We start from the raw sequence: 18,131 nt of genomic DNA, 5'->3' as shown, positions 1-18,131 counted from the left end.
TGCTACAAAACTAAATATTTCTGTGCACTAAACACAATATTTTTATATTCTATTATTAACAACAAAAAGATAGAAGGCATCTTTAAGGAAACTTTCTATCTTTAATTATGTTATGTTTTATTATTTTATATACTGAATACTTTCTGCTGCTTCTTTGTTTTTGCTATCGAAAAAGCCTTGATCTGTCATCCATTTATCGCTATAAATCTTACTCATATAACGAGAACCATGATCTGGAAACAAGACTACCACTTTAGAATTTTTATCAAATTCTCCAGCTTCCTCTAATTGTTTTACCGCTTGCATTGCTGCTCCAGAAGTATAACCTACAAATAAACCTTCGGTTTTTGCTATTTCTCTTGCGGTATGTGCACTTTCTTCATCTGTAACTTTTACAAAAGAATCAATGACATCAAAATCTGTAGCCGTAGGAATTAAATTTTTTCCTAATCCTTCTATTCGGTATGGATAAATTTCTTTTTCATCAAACTCTCTAGTCTCATGATATTTCTTAATTACAGAACCAAAAGCATCTACTCCTATTATTTTAATATTAGGGTTTTGTTCTTTTAAGTATTTTGCAGTACCCGAAATTGTTCCTCCAGTTCCGCTACAAGCTACTAAATGCGTTATTTCTCCTGCTGTTTGTTCCCAAATTTCTGGACCAGTAGAATTATAATGTGCATCTATATTTAACTGATTAAAATATTGGTTGATATATACAGAACCTTTTGTTTCTTCGTGTAAACGCTTTGCAACTTCATAGTACGATCTAGGATCGTCTGCACTTACATGTGCTGGGCAAACATATACCTTTGCTCCCATGGTTTTAAGCATATCAATCTTATCTGGTGAAGATTTTGAGCTAACCGCTAAAATACAATCGTATCCTTTAATAATACTAACCATAGCAATACTAAATCCTGTATTACCAGAAGTAGTTTCTATAATAGTATCTCCAGGTTTTAGAATACCCTGCCTTTCCGCTTGTTCTATAATATATAATGCAACTCTGTCTTTTGATGAGTGTCCTGGGTTAAAAGCTTCTACTTTAGCGTAAAATTCACCTTTAAAAGGAGCTGTAATAGTATTTAGTTTAATTAATGGTGTATTACCTACTAAATCTAAAACGTTATCAAATACTTGATTTTTTTGTGCCATAAATACGTTTTAATTTGCTACAAGAAGTAACATAAACTGGGCAAAAATACGTAAAAATTTTTATTATTCATTAATTCCTTCTAAATCTAATAAAAATGCGTATTCCAAAGCGACTTCTTTTAGGCTTTCAAACCTTCCTGAAGCGCCACCATGACCAGATTCCATGTCTGTATGCAGTAACAGTTTATTATTATCTGTTTTTAATTCTCTAAGCTTTGCAACCCACTTTGCAGGCTCCCAATATTGTACTTGAGAGTCATGCAAACCTGTTGTAATTAACATATTTGGATACTCTTGTACTTTTATATTATCGTAAGGTGAATAGGAAAGCATGTAATGATAATAATCTTTATCGTTAGGATTTCCCCATTCATCATATTCTCCTGTGGTTAACGGAATAGTATCATCTAGCATCGTGGTTACTACATCTACAAAAGGAACTGCCGCTAAAATACCATTATATAACTCCGGATTTAAATTCGCAATCACGCCCATTAGTAAACCACCTGCAGATCCGCCATTTGCGTATAAATGTTTATTTGAAGTGTATTTTTCTTCAATTAAAAACTTAGAACAGTCAATAAAATCATGAAAAGTATTTTTCTTTTGTTTTAATTTTCCGTTTTCGTACCAATCTCTTCCTAAATACTCTCCTCCTCGAATATGTGCTATTGCGAAAATAAAGCCTCTATCTAATAAACTTAATCTAATGGTTGAAAAATAAGGATCAATAGTAGCTCCATAAGAACCATAGGCATATTGTAATAAAGGATTTGTTCCATCTAATTTCAATCCCTTTTTATATACTAAAGAAATCGGAATTTTAACGCCATCTCGCGCGGTTGCCCAAATACGTTTAGAAGTGTAATTGTCTTTATTATAAGTATCCCCTAAAACTTCTTGTTCTTTTAATACTTCTTTCGTTTTTGTTTTAAAATTATAATCTATTACAGAGCTTGGAGTGGTAAGTGCATTATAACTATATCGTAAAACATCACTATCGAAGTCTGGATTATTACCAGTGTTTGCAGTATAGGTTTCATTATCAAATGGTAAATAATAATCTTCTTTACCATTCCAACTTATAATTCGAATCTTATTTAAGCCGTTTTCTCTTTCACTTACCACTAAATAGTCTTTAAAAATCTCGATATCTTCTAATAAAACATCTTTTCTATGTGGTAAAACATCTTGCCAATACTCTTTTTCTGTTTGGTTTTCGTTTGTCTTTTGAAGCTTAAAGTTGATCGCTTTATCTTTATTTGAAATAATGAAAAAACTGTCTTTATAGTGCGCTATGGCATAATCTAGTTCTCTTTCTCTTTTTTGAAAAACTCTAAATGTACCATCCGGATTATCTGCATTTAAAATTTGATATTCGGAAGTTAAAGTACTAGAAGAACCTATAACTAAGTATTTTTTAGATTTTGTTTTATATACAAAAGTGTTGAAGGTTTCGTCTGTTTCATGAAACACTTCTGTATCTTCTTCCACCTTTGTATGTAGCTTATGTTTATAAACCATAGAAGAACGTAACGTAACTTCATCTTTTCTTGTGTAAAACAACGTTAAATTATCATTGGCCCAAGTAATTCCTCCGGTGGTATTTATTATTTCTTCGGAATAAATTTCGCCAGTAATTAAATTTTTAATTTTGATATTATACTGTCTTCTACTCACTGTATCGGTTGAAAAAGCAGCCATTGTATTATCTGGACTAATAGAAATACCACCTAATTTAAAGTAGTTAAAATCTTTCGCCATTACATTACAGTCAAACAATAACTCTTCTGGTGCTTCTAATGTTTCCTTTTTACGCGTATAAATAGGATAATCTTTACCTTTTTCGAATTTAGTAATATACCAATACCCATGTAGTTTATATGGCACAGAAGTATCATCCTCTTTAATTCTAGCTTTCATCTCTTTAAAAAGGTCTGCTTGAAAAGGTTCTGTATGTGCTAAAACTTCTTTAGTATGTTTATTTTCAGCATTTAAATAGTCTATAACTTCCTGGTCTTCTTTATTTTTAAGCCAAAAATAATTATCTATTCGTTCGTGTTTATGCGCTACAAGTTTTTCTTGAATTTGCTTCGCTTTTGGAGGATTATGTGCTTTTTTCAAATGAAATAATTAATTCTAAAATTATATTCTTCAAAAATAGAAAAATTAAATAGTTTTGTATGAAATTATAAATTATAAAATTATGTTTGGAGACCTTGCAGGTATGATGGGTAAACTTAAAGAAACTCAAAAAAAAGTAGAAGAAACTAAAAAACGTTTAGATACTGTTTTAGTGGATGAACAAAGTAATGACGCTAAACTGAAGGTAACTTTAACTGCCAATAGAGTTATTAAGTCTATAACTATAGACGATGCGTTATTAGAAGACAAAGAAGAATTAGAAGATTATTTAATTCTTACCTTAAATAAAGCTATAGAACGAGCTACGCAAGTAAATGACGCGGAATTAGCTGCTGTAGCAAAAGATGGTATGCCAAACATTCCTGGAATGGATATGTTTAAATAACGAAAGTTTAAAGCAAAAAAAAAAGGAAGCTAATTAGCTTCCTTTTTTTATATCGATAGTAATAAATACTAATGATTATTGTTGACTAAGTACTCTAAATTGAGTTCTTCTGTTAGATAAGTGCTCTCTTTCTGTACAAGAAACACCATCTGCACATCTGTTTACTAATCTAGTTTCACCATATCCATTAGATACAATTCTTGAAGAATTGATTCCTTTAGAGATTAAGTAGTTCGTTACCGCTTGTGCTCTTCTTTCAGATAAAGATCTGTTAGATGCAGCAGAACCTCTAGAATCTGTGTGAGAAGCAATTTCTACAGAAACACCACCAGCAATAGCAGGTAATAATTTTGCATCAATTTCTCTTTTAGCAGATTCTGTTAAAGTAGCAGAACCTAAGTTCCAGTTTATGTTAAGGTCATTGTACTCTAATAAAGTACATTCTACTTCTTTCCAAGTCGTTAAACCACCTTTTGTTTGTAAAACTTCTTTAGATACTGTTTTAGTAATAGCAGGAACAGTACTTTCCACTATTTTAGAATCTTCAGATAAAACTGTTTTCTTTAAAGTTGCAGTTTGTTGAGGAATAGCAATAGCTCTTGTAGTTGGAGGCGTTACCATTACCGTACGCTTCATCGTTTTAGTTACCGCAGGAATAGAAACAACTTTTGTAGTCTCCGGAATAATAACAGTTCTAGTTACCGTTTTAGTTTCTTGAGGAATCTCAATTACTCTAGTTGTAGGAGGTGTTACCATTACAACTCTTTTCATTGTTTTTGTTTGTTGAGGAATTTCAATAACTCTTGTTGTTGGAGGTGTTACCATTACTGTTTTCTTAACACTTGTAGTTACAGCAGGAATATCAATTACTCTAGTACTAGCTGGTTTAACAACAGTTTTAACTGTATACGTAGCCATACCACAATCATCGTTTGATGAAGATGTATCACAATCTGGAGTTCTTACAAAAGAAGCATCTGCAGATAATTCAGTAGTGTTTACTGTAATATTTTGAGCAGGAACTGCTTTATAACACCAATATCTACAATCATTAGGATCAGCAGATTGACATTCGGCAGCAGGAGTATCACTCATTTGCCATTTAGCAGTAGCTGGTTTCGTTTCAATAACTTGGTAGTTAGAAGAGAAACTTGCTGGAACAACTCTTAAAGAAGTACCATATTCTCTTTTTTTGTATGTTCTAGTTTCTGTTCCGTATTCTGCAGGAATAACCTCTAAACGTTGACCAGCTTCGCTAGTTACAACGGTAAAGCTTTGGTTTTCGTAAACCGCAGGAACAACTTCTAAACGTTGGCTAGCTGGTTGTGTTACTACAGTGAAGTTTTGCGTTTCGTAAACAGCAGCTACAAGCTCTAAACGTTGCGAAGCTTCTTTAGTTACCACTGTTTCTGTTTGCGTTTCTGTTCTAGAAGCAATTTTCTCTAAACGTTGTGCTGCTTCTTGTACAGTTACTTCAAAAGTTTGTGTTTCATATACCGCAGGAACAACTTCTAAACGTTGGCTTGCATTAGCAACTACTACGTCTTCAGTAACCGTAGTATACGTTGAAGGTACTGTGCTTAACTTTTTGTACGCTGGAGACACTTGAATAGTTACATCTTGATTTACCCAAACGTCTGGAGTTACACATCGAACGTAACATTTTCCTGGCTCAGGATTAGTTGGTAAATCTTGTGCAACTGCAGAAATGCAAACGACAAAAGATAAGATTGTTAGTAAGGCTTTTTTCATTTTTAAGTAATTTAATGGTTAAATATTAATATAGTTCTAATTTTCAGATACTTTGAGAGAAGTAACAACTCTAATTTCGAACAAAATTAAAACTTATCAAACTTTTAATCCATTAAACATTAAGAACTCTTTAACATTTCGACAAAATACATTTTTACTCGACGAAACACGTAAGAATTTTTTAAGTGACTGATTCTTAGACGAAAAAAATCAAAAATCGCTTAGCAAGTCTAAAACATAGGTGTGCATCTTATTGGTATAATCTAAATGTGTAACTAATCGAAGCTTATTTTCACCCATTCCTACAAGTTTTACTCCTTTACTTTCCAGTTGAGAAATAAAAGTATCGGAATTAACATCTTCTTGTAGTTCGAAGATTACAATATTAGTTTCTACAGGCTCCACTTTATTAACAAAAGTGGCCTTGTTTAAAACGTCCGCTAACTCTTTTGCTTTATTATGGTCTTCTTCTAACCTTTCTACATGATGATCTAAGGCATATATTCCTGCAGCAGCTAAATAACCAACTTGTCGCATTCCTCCCCCAAAAATCTTTCGTATTCGCATTGCTCCTTGCATGACGTCTTCGTCTCCTACTAATACAGAACCAATAGGACAGCCCAATCCTTTACTTAAGCATACCGAAATAGTATCGAATACTTTTCCGTATTGCTCTGTAGTTTCCTTTTTAGCCACCAAAGCATTCCAAAGACGTGCACCATCTAGATGAAAGCCTAAGCTATGGTCATCACAAACTTTTCTAATTTTTTGTAACTCATTAAAATCCCAACAAGCTCCTCCTCCTTTATTGGTTGTATTTTCTATTTCTACTAAACGTGTTAATGCACTATGATAAAATTCGGGAGGGTTTATACTATCTATTACCTCTTGTGCTGTAAACATACCTCGATGGCCATCTATTAATTTACAAGAAACACCACTATTAAAACTGGCTCCGCCTCCTTCATAATTATATATATGCGCGTACTTATCACAAATTACTTGTTCTCCAGGATTTGTATGTAACTTAATAGCTGTTTGATTTGCCATAGTTCCTGTCGGAAAAAATAATGCTTTTGGTTTACCAAACATTTCTGCTATACGCTCTTCTAACGCGTTAACGGTTGGATCTTCTTTATAAACATCATCACCAACAGATGCTTTCATCATTGCATTTAGCATTTCTTTTGTTGGTTTGGTTACGGTATCACTTCTTAAATCTATTATCATTTGGTCTAATTTTATAACTACTGTAAAATTAAATCAAAATATATTTTTACACACAGTATTAAAGTATATTTTTGTTAAAAATATACTTCCTATGATTACTACAGATCAAATTAAAGATCTTAATACACGTCTTAGTATGCTAAGGCAATATCTTTGACTTAGATGCTAAGTTAATTGAAATACAAAACGAAGAAGAACAAACTTTTGATCCTAATTTCTGGAATGACTCTAAAGCTGCAGAAGTGATTATGAAATCACTTCGAGAGAAAAAGAAATGGGTTACGGATTATAATACGGGTAAAACACTAGTAGAAGATTTAGAAGTCATCTATGAATTTTTCAAAGAGGACGAAGCAACTTTGCAAGATGTAGAAACTCGTTTTATAAAAGCAACCACTGCTATTGAAGATTTAGAATTCAAGAATATGCTTTCTGAAGAAGGCGATAGTTTAAGTGCTGTTTTACAAATTACTGCTGGAGCTGGCGGAACAGAAAGTTGCGATTGGGCAAGTATGCTTATGCGTATGTATTTAATGTATGCCGAAAAAAGTGGTTTTAAAGTAAAAGAACTTAATTACCAAGAAGGTGATGTAACTGGAATAAAAACCGTTACTATAGAAATTGAAGGTGATTTTGCTTTTGGCTGGCTTAAAGGCGAAAATGGCGTACACCGATTAGTACGTATTTCTCCTTTTGATAGCAATGCCAAACGACATACTAGCTTTGCTTCTGTTTACGTGTATCCTTTAGTAGATGATACTATCGAAATTGAAATTAATCCTGCAGATATAGAAATTGTTACGGCCCGATCTAGTGGTGCTGGAGGTCAAAATGTAAATAAAGTAGAAACGAAAGTGCAACTAACGCATAAACCTACTGGAATTCAAATTTCTTGTTCTGAAACGCGTTCACAACACGATAATAGAAATCGTGCCATGCAAATGCTAAAATCACAATTATATGAAATTGAATTACAAAAGCAATTAGCACAACGTGAAGATATAGAAGCCGGAAAAATGAAAATTGAATGGGGAAGCCAAATACGTAATTATGTCATGCATCCTTATAAATTAGTAAAAGATGTTCGTTCTGGTCACGAAACTGGTAATGTAGACGCGGTCATGGATGGGGATATTGGTAGCTTTTTAAAAGCATATCTCATGATGATGGGGCAACAAACTACCGAAACAAATAATTTATAACTTAAAGCGCTATATGATAACTATATACCACAATAATAGATGCAGTAAGTCTCGATCTGGACTAGAAATATTAAAGAATTCTGGTAAAGAATATAAAATAATTAATTACCTTGAAAATATTCCGAATACCGCTGACTTAACCAGAATAATTAACTTACTTAAAATCAACCCTCTAGATTTAGTAAGGAAAAATGAAGCTATTTGGAAAGAAAATTACAAAGGCAAAATATTAACAAATGCCGAAGTAATAGATGCCATGACTAAATACCCAAAACTAATAGAAAGACCTATTGTTATAAAAGGAAATAAAGCAGTCATTGGTCGTCCACCAGAATTAATCCTAGACCTAATAACATAACATGTAATAATAGCCCTAAAGCAGACCCAAATTACCTACCTACATTATGATTTTGATTTACCATAACCCAGAATCAATAGACTCTATGGAGTGCCTCAATATTTTAAAAAAAATAAAACAAAGACACAAAGTAATTAGACATATTGATAACCCTCTAACAGAAAGAAAATTAAAAAGAATAATTAAGCTTCTAAACATTAAAGCGATTCAGTTAATTAGAACAGAATCTACCATTTGGAAAGATCATTATCAAGAATTAGTTTCTAATCCTGATGATTTTGACGATATCGAATACATAAAAATGATGACAGAATTTCCTAGTCTCATTAAAATACCTATTGTTATTAATGGAGATAAAGCTGCAATTTGCCAGCCTCCAGAAAAAATATTAGGTATACTAGCTAGCTAATCTAAAAAGCTTCAAAATTGAAATATTTTGAAGCTTTTTTAGTTAAAGACATTCTGTTTTTAGTAAATAATGAAAAAGAATACGGTTTTAGAAAATGAGAATGCTTTTTTTCTATTCCATCCTATAACTATTCGGGAGGAAAACATTAAAAACCAATCTAAAACGCTATCGCAAAAGTTAAAGTTAGTTCTTTAACATACTTTTAACCAAAACACTTTAAACCAAACTATATTTTTGCGGTCTTAAGCAAAAAACTAATCATGACTAAACAATTATTCGCATTCATTTGCATTTTATTTTTTACTTTAAATTCCTTTGCTCAAAAGGAAGTAAGAATTACTGGAAGTATTCTAGAACGAGAAACACTTCAACCTTTAGAATATGCCACTGTTGCTTTCTTTAGTAAAAAAGAAAACAGAATGGTTACTGGAGGGATTACAGACCAAAAAGGAAACTTTAGCATCCCTGTTACTGCTGGACTTTATGATGTTTCTGTCGAATTTATTGGTTTTGGGACAAAGACAATTGCGAACCAAGAACTTTTAACAGACACCAATCTAGGTAAAATATTTCTTAGTGAAGATGCAGAATCTTTGGATGTAGTAGAAATCATTGCAGAACGTACGACAGTAGAAATAAAATTAGATAAAAAAATATACAATGTTGGTAAAGATCTTACCGTTCGTGGTGGTACCGTTAGTGATGTACTAGACAACGTACCGTCGGTTGCAGTAGATGTAGAAGGAAATGTATCTTTAAGAGGACAAGAAAATGTACGTATTTTAATTAACGGTAAACCTTCTGGTTTAGTTGGCTTAAACTCTACAGAAGCATTACGTCAATTACCAGCTGAATCTATTGAGAAAGTGGAAGTTATTACTTCTCCTTCCGCAAGATATGACTCAGAAGGTACTGCCGGAATTATAAATATTATCTTAAGAAGAAGCAAATTACAAGGTTTAAATGGAGCTATAACAACAAATGCTGGTTATAACCCTTCCGCAGGAATATCTGGAAACATAAATTACAGAACAGGAAATGTAAATATCTTTAATACCACTGCCTACAATTACAGAGAATCACCAGGAAATTCTTTTACAAATACTACGTACAAAGATTCAGGAAATAGTATTAACGAATCTAAAGATTATGATCGTATTAGAAAAGGCTTTAATACCAACTTAGGTCTAGAATGGTATATTACAGATTCTGCTTCATTAACAACTTCTATTTTTTATAGCGATAACAATAATGAAAGTAACACAACAAATAGCTTACTTCAATATGATATCAATAATGCGCTAACTAGTTCAAGCACTCGTTTTGACCCAGAATTAGAAGATGATAAAACCATTCAATACGCTGCAAATTTCACAAAAAACTTTAAAACTAGCGGACACAAGCTTACTTTCGATTTTCAATACGAAGACAGTACAGAAGATGAAAACTCCCTAGTAGAAGTAAACGATATCTTGACCGAAAAAGTAGGAACTCTTGAAGATCAACAACGTATTTTATTACAAGGAGATTACGTATTGCCTATTGGCGAAAAAGCACAATTTGAATTAGGTTATCGCGGTAACTTCAACAATCTATCTACAGATTATGAGGTAGCACTTTTAGACGATACCAATGCTTTCTATGTCGATAACAATCTCTCTAATATATTAAACTATAGAGAATATATTAATGCTGTGTACACCCAATATGGTAGCAAACATGGTAAATTCTCTTATTTATTAGGCTTACGTTTAGAAAATACTAGAATTACTATAGACCAACCAACTAGTGGCGATTTTAGTAAAAAAGATTATACAGGATTATTTCCAACAGTAAATTTAAATTATGAGTTATCGGATGCAGAAAGTGTAACCCTTGGTTATAGCAGACGTTTACGCAGACCACGTTCTTATTTTATCAATCCGTTTCCTTCACGTTCTAGTGTATCTAGTGTTTTTCAAGGAAATCCCGATTTAGATCCTAGTTACTCTGGTACTTTTGATCTTGGTTATTTAAACCGTTTTGGAAAAGTTACACTGAACACATCTGCTTATTATCAACATGCAACAGACGTTTTTAACTTTGTAAGTTTTGATACCGGAGAAACGGTAGATGTAGATGGCGAAGATGTATCTGTAATACAACGTACTCCTATTAATTTAGCAAGCGAAGATAGATATGGTTTTGAGTTTACACTTATGTACAGACTATCTCGTAAATTTAATACCAGTGCAAACTTTAACGTTTATAAATCTAAAACCGAAGGTGTAGACCCTAATGGAGCAGATCTAGGTAACGAAAACACAAGTTGGTATGCAAGATTAAATACTAAATATACCTTACCTGCAGATATAGAATGGCAAACGAGTATGAATTATCGCGGACCAAGCGAAGATGCGCAAAACAAACGTGATGGTGTTTTTTCAACCAATATAGCTTTTAGTAAAGACTTGTTTAAAGACAAAGCATCCATCGCTTTTAATGTTAGCGATTTATTTAACTCTAGAAAACGTACTATGGAAACAAACACAGATACTTTTTTTAGTACTAGTGAATTTCAATGGAGAGAACGTAGCTTTAATTTATCTTTTACCTACAGATTTAACCAACAAAAGAAACGGGATAGAGGTTCTAGAGGAAATGGTGGAGATGAAGAATTTGAAGGATAAAATATAATACCTGTAGAAATTGCAAGTCATAAAGCAATCTCATAAATTAAAAAACAGCTCCTACCCTTTTAAAAGGTAGGAGCTGTTTTCTTTTTTGGAAAAATGATAAGCTTATAAATTTTAAAATTAGACCAAACAAAAAAAGGGGAAACACATTGTGTTTCCCCTTTTTAATATATTAATTTAAAACTTATGCGTTACGCGCAGCTTTTTTCTCGTCTCTTTTTTCTTTTAAAAACTCCATTAAAGAACCACCAATCCAGTAAGGTATAATAAAAGTCATTAAAAATATCATTAACCAGAAACCTATAGTTAAAATGGTTAAGAATGCTAAAAAGCCTAAATATTGGTCAAATTCAAACATAATTTTTTTGGTATCTTATTTGTTAATATTGCAAATATAAAACAAAGTGTTTTTTTATGCAATATAAAATGTAGAATTATTAACAGAATTATTAATACTAATGTTTTTGCTAAAAAGATAGCATCTTGTCCATTCCTATTCCCGAAATTAATTATTTAAAAAAAAACAATCTCATTCCTTCTAATCATTTCGATAACAACTAAAATCCCTTTAACAAAAGAAGCAGGAAGAATTGGAGTTGCAAGTATGAATATAAAGAACTATTCCAATATCTAGAATTTAGAAACTACCACTTCTCATTTAATTCACAATGAAAATATTCTTTTACTAGAAACTAGAAAAAAAACAGCATGGTATTATAAAATTTCAAGTTTTAGCGAATGGCTTCCTTAAGTTTAATTCGGATTAAATATTTTCAATATACTATATCTATACTGGTAAAAATTCGCGCTGCCGTAGTAACTTTAAACGATAAAACCCCAGAAGGTCTGGGGTTTTATCATAGAATTTAGTTGCTAATAATGCATTAAAAGAATCCCATAGGTTTCTTGTCGTAAGAGATTAACATGTTTTTTACAACACGGTAATGATCTAAAGCCATTTTATGGTTTTCACGACCAAATCCTGATTCTTTAACACCACCAAAAGGTGCGTGAGCAGGATATGTATGGTATTGGTTTACCCAAACTCTACCCGCTTGAATAGCACGTGGAACTTGAAATAATTCGTGCGCATCACGAGACCAAACACCTGCACCTAAACCATAAGGAGTATCGTTTGCGATTGCGATTGCTTCTTCAGTAGAACGGAATGTTGTTAATGCTACAACAGGTCCAAAAATTTCTTCTTGAAAAATACGCATTTTGTTATTTCCTTTTAAAACGGTTGGCTGAATGTAATATCCTTCAGAAAGTTCCCCTTCATAGTTACCAGCATCTCCTCCAGCTACCACTTCTGCACCTTCTTCTTTTCCTATTTTAATATAGTCAAGAATTTTGTCGTATTGCGGTTTAGAAACTTGAGAACCTATCATGGTTTCTGGATCTAATGGATTTCCTGTCTTGATTGCTTTTAAACGTACTTTCATTTTTTCTATGAAATCGTCAGCGATATCTTCGTGAACTAAAATACGAGACGGAGCAGTACAAATTTCACCTTGATTTAACGAGAACATTAATGCACCTTCAATCGCTTTACTATAGAAATCATCATCATGATCTGCTACAGATGGAAAGAATACATTTGGAGATTTACCACCTAACTCCATGGTTACTGGAATAATATTTTCTGCTGCATTGTGTAAAACTTTACGACCTGTTTCAGTAGAACCAGTGAAAGAAAGTTTTGCAATACGTTTAGAGGTTGCTAAAGCCGCACCAGCTTCTGCACCAAAACCAGTTACAATATTTAATACTCCTGCAGGTAAAATATCACCAATAAGTTCCATTAAAGCAATAACACTTGTAGGCGTTTGTTCTGCTGGTTTAACAACCGCTGTACAACCTGCTGCTAAAGCTGGAGCAATTTTCCAAGCTAGCATTAACATTGGGAAATTCCAAGGGATGATTTCACCAACAACACCAATAGGTTCGTGCAATACAATACTTACTGTGTTTTTATCGTGTTCTGAAATACTTCCTTCATCTGCACGAATAACACCTGCGAAATAACGAAAGTGATCAATACAATAAGGAATATCTGCTGCACGAGACTCACGAATTGGTTTCCCATTATCGATCGTTTCTAAAGTTGCTAAGTATTCGAAGTTATCCTCCATTACTTGCGCTATTTTTAATAAAGCATTACTACGTTCTGTAGCTGAAGATGTACTCCATGAAGGAAACGCTTCGTGTGCTGCGTCTAAAGCAAGATCAATATCTTCTTGCGTGGAACGTGCTGCTTGCGTAAATACTTTACCATCTACTGGAGATACATTATCGAAATACTGTCCTTTTACAGGTGCTACGAATTTACCTCCAATAAAGTTCCCGTATCTTTCTTTGAATACAGGTTTTGTTACATTTGCCATAATTATAAATTTTATTTTTATTTTAAATTCCTACTTACTAAAAGCAAGCGTTTTTAATTAGGATACAAATGTATAGCGTGTATATACTTGTTAAGTTATTGATACGGTTCAACAACTTATGAAAAAAGGTCAATATATTGTCGTTTGAAATCAAAAACCCGACAAATAAACATAACTACCTATATATGATCGGTTTACTAATTATTGTTTTGGTTTAAATTATTCATTGAACTAATTAAACACCTATTCTAAAAACACAAATCAAAGGCATACAAGAAGTTATAGGTGTTGCTAAAACAAATAAATAATAATCTTCTCCAATTCGCTTTACTTGCAAATAATCAGTTAAATATATATCGATACTACGGGAATTATAATACTTAAAAAAAGGCTTTATAAAATGTGGTATCCTAAGATTGATTGTATATTAGCGAGCTTAAAAATAACCTCCAGCGAAACAGTTACTGTTTTCTATTAATTAGCATATTCTTATGAAGCGTATATTTTCAAACTTACTATTTAAAGTTTTTCTAGCTATAGTTTTAGGTATTGTTTTCGGACAATATTTACCTGAATCTATAAATCGTGTATTTACAACTTTCAATGCGTTTTTTGGACAATTTTTAAATTTCGCAATTCCGTTAATTATCATGGGTTTAATAATGCCTGCTATTTCCGATTTAGGAAAAGGTGCCGGTAAATTATTATTACTTACCGCTGGTATTGCTTATGGCTCCACCTTATTTTCGGGTTTTATGACTTATTTTACTGCATCTAACATTTTCCCACAACTTTTAGAATCTCATATTAATGATGCTGCTCAGATTACCGATGTTGGTCGTGAATTATTACCTTATTTTAGTATCAATATTCCACCAGCATTAGATGTAATGACCTCTTTAGTTCTTGCTTTTGTAATTGGTTTAGGATTGGCCGCACAAGAGAAATCGAGTTTAAAATCGGTAGTTAAAGATTTTCAGAAAATTATAATGCAATTAATAGAAAACGTAATTGTACCATTATTACCACTATTTATTTTAGGAATATTTGCGAGCATGTCTTTTAGCGGAAAAGTGTTCTCCATCCTTTCTGTTTTTATCAGTATCATAGGAGTCATTTTTGCCTTACATATTTTATTGCTAGTACTTCAATATACTATAGCAGGTATTCTTACCAAAAAGAACCCATTAAAATTACTAGCAACCATGATGCCTGCGTATTTTACGGCATTAGGTACGCAATCTTCGGCAGCTACCATTCCGGTCACCTTAGAACAAGCTTTGAAAAATGGTGTTTCAGAAAAAATTGCAGGTTTTGTTATTCCTTTATGTGCTACAATTCATCTTTCGGGTAGTATTATGAAAATTACGGCTTGTGCTATGGCATTAATGATTTTACACGGAATGCCTTTTGATTTCACACTCTTTGCCGGATTTATTTTTGTCTTAGGAATCGCTATGATTGCAGCACCTGGAGTGCCTGGAGGAGCAATTATGGCTGCTGTTGGTATCTTGCAATCTATGTTAGGTTTCGATGAAGAAATGTTAGGATTAATGATCGCTTTATATATTGCAATGGACAGTTTTGGTACTGCTTGTAACGTTACTGGCGATGGTGCTATTTCTTTAGTCGTAAATGAAATAACGAAAGAAAAAGTAGTTAGTTAGTTTTAAAAACTAATTTAAATATCTTTATGTATTTTATCTCTTATGGAGCCTAAAAAAACAGCTAAATGGAAGTTTTATATTAAGTTTCGTAGACTGTATTTGTTAAAATAATTCTAGAGAATTATTACTCTAAGAGAATCGTTTATCTTTAATTTGAAATATCTGTTGGACTAATTCCGAACTTATTTTTAAAGGCTACACTAAAGTTCGAAAGGTTGTTATAACCAATATCCAAATAGATATCAGAAGCTTTTAAATCGCCACCTTGTAATAATTCTTTTGCTTTTTGAAGACGTTTATCTTGAAGCCATTTTCCAGGTGGTTCTCAATATTCGTTTGTAAAATGACGTTTAAAAGTCGATAAACTCATATTACATAGGAAGGCAATTTCTTCCAATTTCAAATTAGAATGCACATTACTCTCTACTGTATTTTTGAATAGCGAAACTTCTTTAGAAATTAAAGAATGTAAATAATATTCAAATTTATCTCCATACTTATTAAGCATATAAAGCATTATTTCTTCAAATTTTAAAGATAATAATGCATTACTATAACTATGATCTATAAAGGTACTAGAAGATAATGAACTTATAAAAGCCGCAATATAATCGTCATTTTCAATCACAAAATAGGGCACATCTTCTTTCTGTGGTTTTATATTGTTGGTGTACTTACTTAAAAAATCGGTGAGTTTATTTTCCGAAAAAAAGAAAAGCTTACAGTAATAAATAGCTTCCGTATCTAGTAATTCTGTCCAAAGCCAATTTCCTTTTTTAAGCAATAAGGATTGGTCTTTATTTACAGCAACTGCATTTCCTGCAAAGTGCACTTGCTTTTTACCAACTTGTAAAAAACTGAACATATTCATGCCTAAATTAACCTTACTTTTTACAACATCATTGGTCATTTTAAAGTCGTAGACAAATAAATCTAGACTTTCTTTTTTTTCCTTAATGAAGATTTCAGGAATATTTTCTATTGGCATTTGGTATTGTTTTGCTGTTTATTATATCTCTTCCAATTAAATAATCATTAACCAATTTTTGTGAAATACTTGTTTAGTGCTATTTCAGGAAGCGTAACATCTTGTTCTTTTTATCACTTTAAAGTGCAAAAATCATTTCAATTCTTTTCATTATAATGATGCGAAGTTACCTTTTTTCTTCAAACATTCCTCCTATTCGTTTTCCGAAAATCATATAATATTCTGACAAATAAACATAAAAAAACATCCTCCAATAAACCATAAATACGTAAATTTACATCGTTAAAATTAGCATCAATATTATGGAATACAGAATAGAAAAAGACACAATGGGTAACGTTAACGTTCCTGCAGACAAACTTTGGGGAGCACAAACAGAACGTTCTCGTAACAACTTTAAAATAGGTCCAACAGCATCTATGCCTTTAGAAATTGTTTATGGTTTTGCTTACTTAAAAAAAGCAGCAGCATTTACTAACTGTGAGTTAGGTGCTTTAGCTATTGAAAAAAGAGATCTTATTGCACAAGTATGTGATGAAATTTTAACTGGAATGCATGATGACCAGTTTCCGTTAGTAATTTGGCAAACAGGTTCTGGTACGCAAAGTAACATGAATGTAAATGAGGTTATTGCTAATAGAGCACAACAAATTGCAGGAAAAGTTATTGGCGAAGGAGAAAAAGTCATTCAGCCAAATGACGATGTAAACAAATCACAATCCTCTAATGATACCTTTCCTACAGGAATGCATATTGCTGCATATAAGAAAATTGTAGAAAACACCATTCCAGGAGTAACAAAACTACGAGATACCTTAAAAAAGAAATCGGAAGCATTTAAAGAAGTCGTAAAAATTGGTAGAACACATTTAATGGATGCTACGCCACTTACACTCGGACAAGAATTTTCGGGTTACGTATCGCAATTAGATCATGGATTAAAAGCATTAAACAACACATTAGAACATTTAAGTGAACTTGCTCTTGGTGGTACAGCAGTTGGTACCGGATTAAATACACCAAAAGGATACGCAAAACGTGTTAGTGAATTTATTGCAGAATTTACAGGCCTACCTTTTATAACTGCACCAAATAAATTTGAAGCACTTGCTGCTCACGATGCTTTAGTTGAAACGCATGGGGCTTTAAAACAACTAGCTGTTTCTTTAAACAAAATAGCTAATGATATTCGTATGATGGCTTCTGGTCCTCGTTCTGGTATTGGAGAGATTACTATACCTGCAAACGAACCTGGAAGTTCTATTATGCCTGGAAAAGTGAATCCTACGCAATGTGAAGCTTTAACCATGGTTTGTGCCCAAGTAATGGGGAACGATGTAGCTGTTAGCGTTGGTGGTATGCAAGGACATTATGAACTTAACGTGTTTAAGCCAATGATGGCTGCAAACGTTTTACAATCTGCACAATTAATTGGAGATGCTTGTAGAAGTTTTGAAGAACATTGCGCTGCTGGAATTGAACCTAACCATGCTGTTATTAAAGAATTACTAAACAACTCTTTAATGTTAGTAACCGCTTTAAACACTAAAATTGGGTATTACAAAGCTGCAGAAATTGCAAATACAGCGCATAAAAACGGAACAACGCTTAAAGTAGAAGCTATAAATCTTGGTTACGTTACTGCTGAAGATTATGACGCTTGGGTAAAACCTGAGAATATGGTTGGTGGCTTAAAATAACGATTACACCCTTTATTTTACCGATAAAAAGTACGCATTTGCTATTTACTATATTTGTAAATAAATAGCTAC

General features: G+C 32.5%; 13 protein-coding genes and 1 pseudogene. 7 read left to right on the top strand and 7 right to left on the bottom strand.

Annotation, left to right across the window (positions count from 1 at the left end):
* Window positions 1-120: 120 nt before the first annotated feature.
* Both ACVCZW_RS08285 and ACVCZW_RS08280 read right to left on the bottom strand, forming a co-directional pair.
* Window positions 121-1,161: a PLP-dependent cysteine synthase family protein gene (locus ACVCZW_RS08285; RefSeq protein ID WP_452231215.1), complete on the bottom strand. Its 1,041-nt coding sequence runs from the start codon at window positions 1,159-1,161 to the stop codon at window positions 121-123.
* 63 nt (window positions 1,162-1,224) lie between these two features.
* Window positions 1,225-3,285, bottom strand: coding sequence for a S9 family peptidase (locus tag ACVCZW_RS08280; RefSeq protein WP_452231216.1), 2,061 nt, complete (start codon window positions 3,283-3,285; stop codon window positions 1,225-1,227).
* A gap of 82 nt (window positions 3,286-3,367) precedes the next feature.
* Between ACVCZW_RS08280 and ACVCZW_RS08275 the strand changes: the two genes are divergently transcribed.
* The gene (locus ACVCZW_RS08275; RefSeq protein ID WP_452231217.1) at window positions 3,368-3,691 is read left to right on the top strand and encodes a YbaB/EbfC family nucleoid-associated protein; all 324 of its coding nucleotides are present in this window, start codon (window positions 3,368-3,370) and stop codon (window positions 3,689-3,691) included.
* Window positions 3,692-3,766: 75 nt separating this feature from the next.
* On the opposite strand, the gene ACVCZW_RS08270 is transcribed toward ACVCZW_RS08275, so the two are convergent.
* Together ACVCZW_RS08270 and ACVCZW_RS08265 are read right to left on the bottom strand one after the other, a co-directional pair.
* Window positions 3,767-5,443, bottom strand: coding sequence for an OmpA family protein (locus ACVCZW_RS08270; protein ID WP_452231218.1), 1,677 nt, complete (start codon window positions 5,441-5,443; stop codon window positions 3,767-3,769).
* 210 nt (window positions 5,444-5,653) lie between these two features.
* Window positions 5,654-6,673: a threonine aldolase family protein gene (locus tag ACVCZW_RS08265; RefSeq protein WP_452231219.1), complete on the bottom strand. Its 1,020-nt coding sequence runs from the start codon at window positions 6,671-6,673 to the stop codon at window positions 5,654-5,656.
* Window positions 6,674-6,764: 91 nt separating this feature from the next.
* Between ACVCZW_RS08265 and prfB the strand changes: the two genes are divergently transcribed.
* From prfB to ACVCZW_RS08245, 4 genes are all read left to right on the top strand, one after another.
* Window positions 6,765-7,875 (top strand): peptide chain release factor 2 gene (prfB, locus tag ACVCZW_RS08260; RefSeq protein ID WP_452231220.1). Its coding sequence is split into 2 segments (ribosomal slippage): window positions 6,765-6,827 and window positions 6,829-7,875, totalling 1,110 coding nucleotides; the frame shifts between segments, so codons are not numbered across the junction.
* A 13-nt stretch (window positions 7,876-7,888) separates the two neighbouring features.
* Window positions 7,889-8,233: an arsenate reductase (glutaredoxin) gene (arsC, locus tag ACVCZW_RS08255; RefSeq protein ID WP_452232137.1), complete on the top strand. Its 345-nt coding sequence runs from the start codon at window positions 7,889-7,891 to the stop codon at window positions 8,231-8,233.
* 85 nt (window positions 8,234-8,318) lie between these two features.
* On the top strand, window positions 8,319-8,642 hold the full coding sequence (locus ACVCZW_RS08250; RefSeq protein WP_452232136.1) for an ArsC/Spx/MgsR family protein: 324 nt from the start codon (window positions 8,319-8,321) through the stop codon (window positions 8,640-8,642).
* A 260-nt stretch (window positions 8,643-8,902) separates the two neighbouring features.
* Complete coding sequence (locus ACVCZW_RS08245) at window positions 8,903-11,311, top strand: TonB-dependent receptor domain-containing protein (RefSeq protein ID WP_452232135.1); 2,409 nt, start codon at window positions 8,903-8,905, stop codon at window positions 11,309-11,311.
* Window positions 11,312-11,501: 190 nt separating this feature from the next.
* On the opposite strand, the gene ACVCZW_RS08240 is transcribed toward ACVCZW_RS08245, so the two are convergent.
* Both ACVCZW_RS08240 and ACVCZW_RS08235 read right to left on the bottom strand, forming a co-directional pair.
* A complete protein-coding gene (locus ACVCZW_RS08240; RefSeq protein ID WP_162838505.1) occupies window positions 11,502-11,675 on the bottom strand; it encodes a hypothetical protein in 174 nt (57 codons plus the stop codon).
* A 526-nt stretch (window positions 11,676-12,201) separates the two neighbouring features.
* Window positions 12,202-13,704, bottom strand: a complete 1,503-nt coding sequence (locus ACVCZW_RS08235) for an aldehyde dehydrogenase family protein (RefSeq protein ID WP_452232134.1) — start codon at window positions 13,702-13,704, stop codon at window positions 12,202-12,204.
* Between the two features lie 491 nt (window positions 13,705-14,195).
* Between ACVCZW_RS08235 and ACVCZW_RS08230 the strand changes: the two genes are divergently transcribed.
* A complete protein-coding gene (locus ACVCZW_RS08230) occupies window positions 14,196-15,371 on the top strand; it encodes a dicarboxylate/amino acid:cation symporter (protein ID WP_452232133.1) in 1,176 nt (391 codons plus the stop codon).
* 148 nt (window positions 15,372-15,519) lie between these two features.
* Here the strand turns inward: ACVCZW_RS08230 and ACVCZW_RS08225 are convergent.
* Window positions 15,520-16,359, bottom strand: a pseudogene (locus tag ACVCZW_RS08225) (helix-turn-helix domain-containing protein).
* 302 nt (window positions 16,360-16,661) lie between these two features.
* Here ACVCZW_RS08225 and fumC point away from each other — a divergent pair.
* Window positions 16,662-18,059, top strand: a complete 1,398-nt coding sequence (gene fumC / locus ACVCZW_RS08220; RefSeq protein WP_452231227.1) for a class II fumarate hydratase — start codon at window positions 16,662-16,664, stop codon at window positions 18,057-18,059.
* The last annotated feature ends 72 nt before the right edge of the window (window positions 18,060-18,131 follow it).

The organism is Lacinutrix sp. MEBiC02595 (assembly GCF_053601555.1).
Note: the sequence above shows the minus strand (reverse complement) of the source record. Positions and strands in the feature narration are given on the sequence as shown.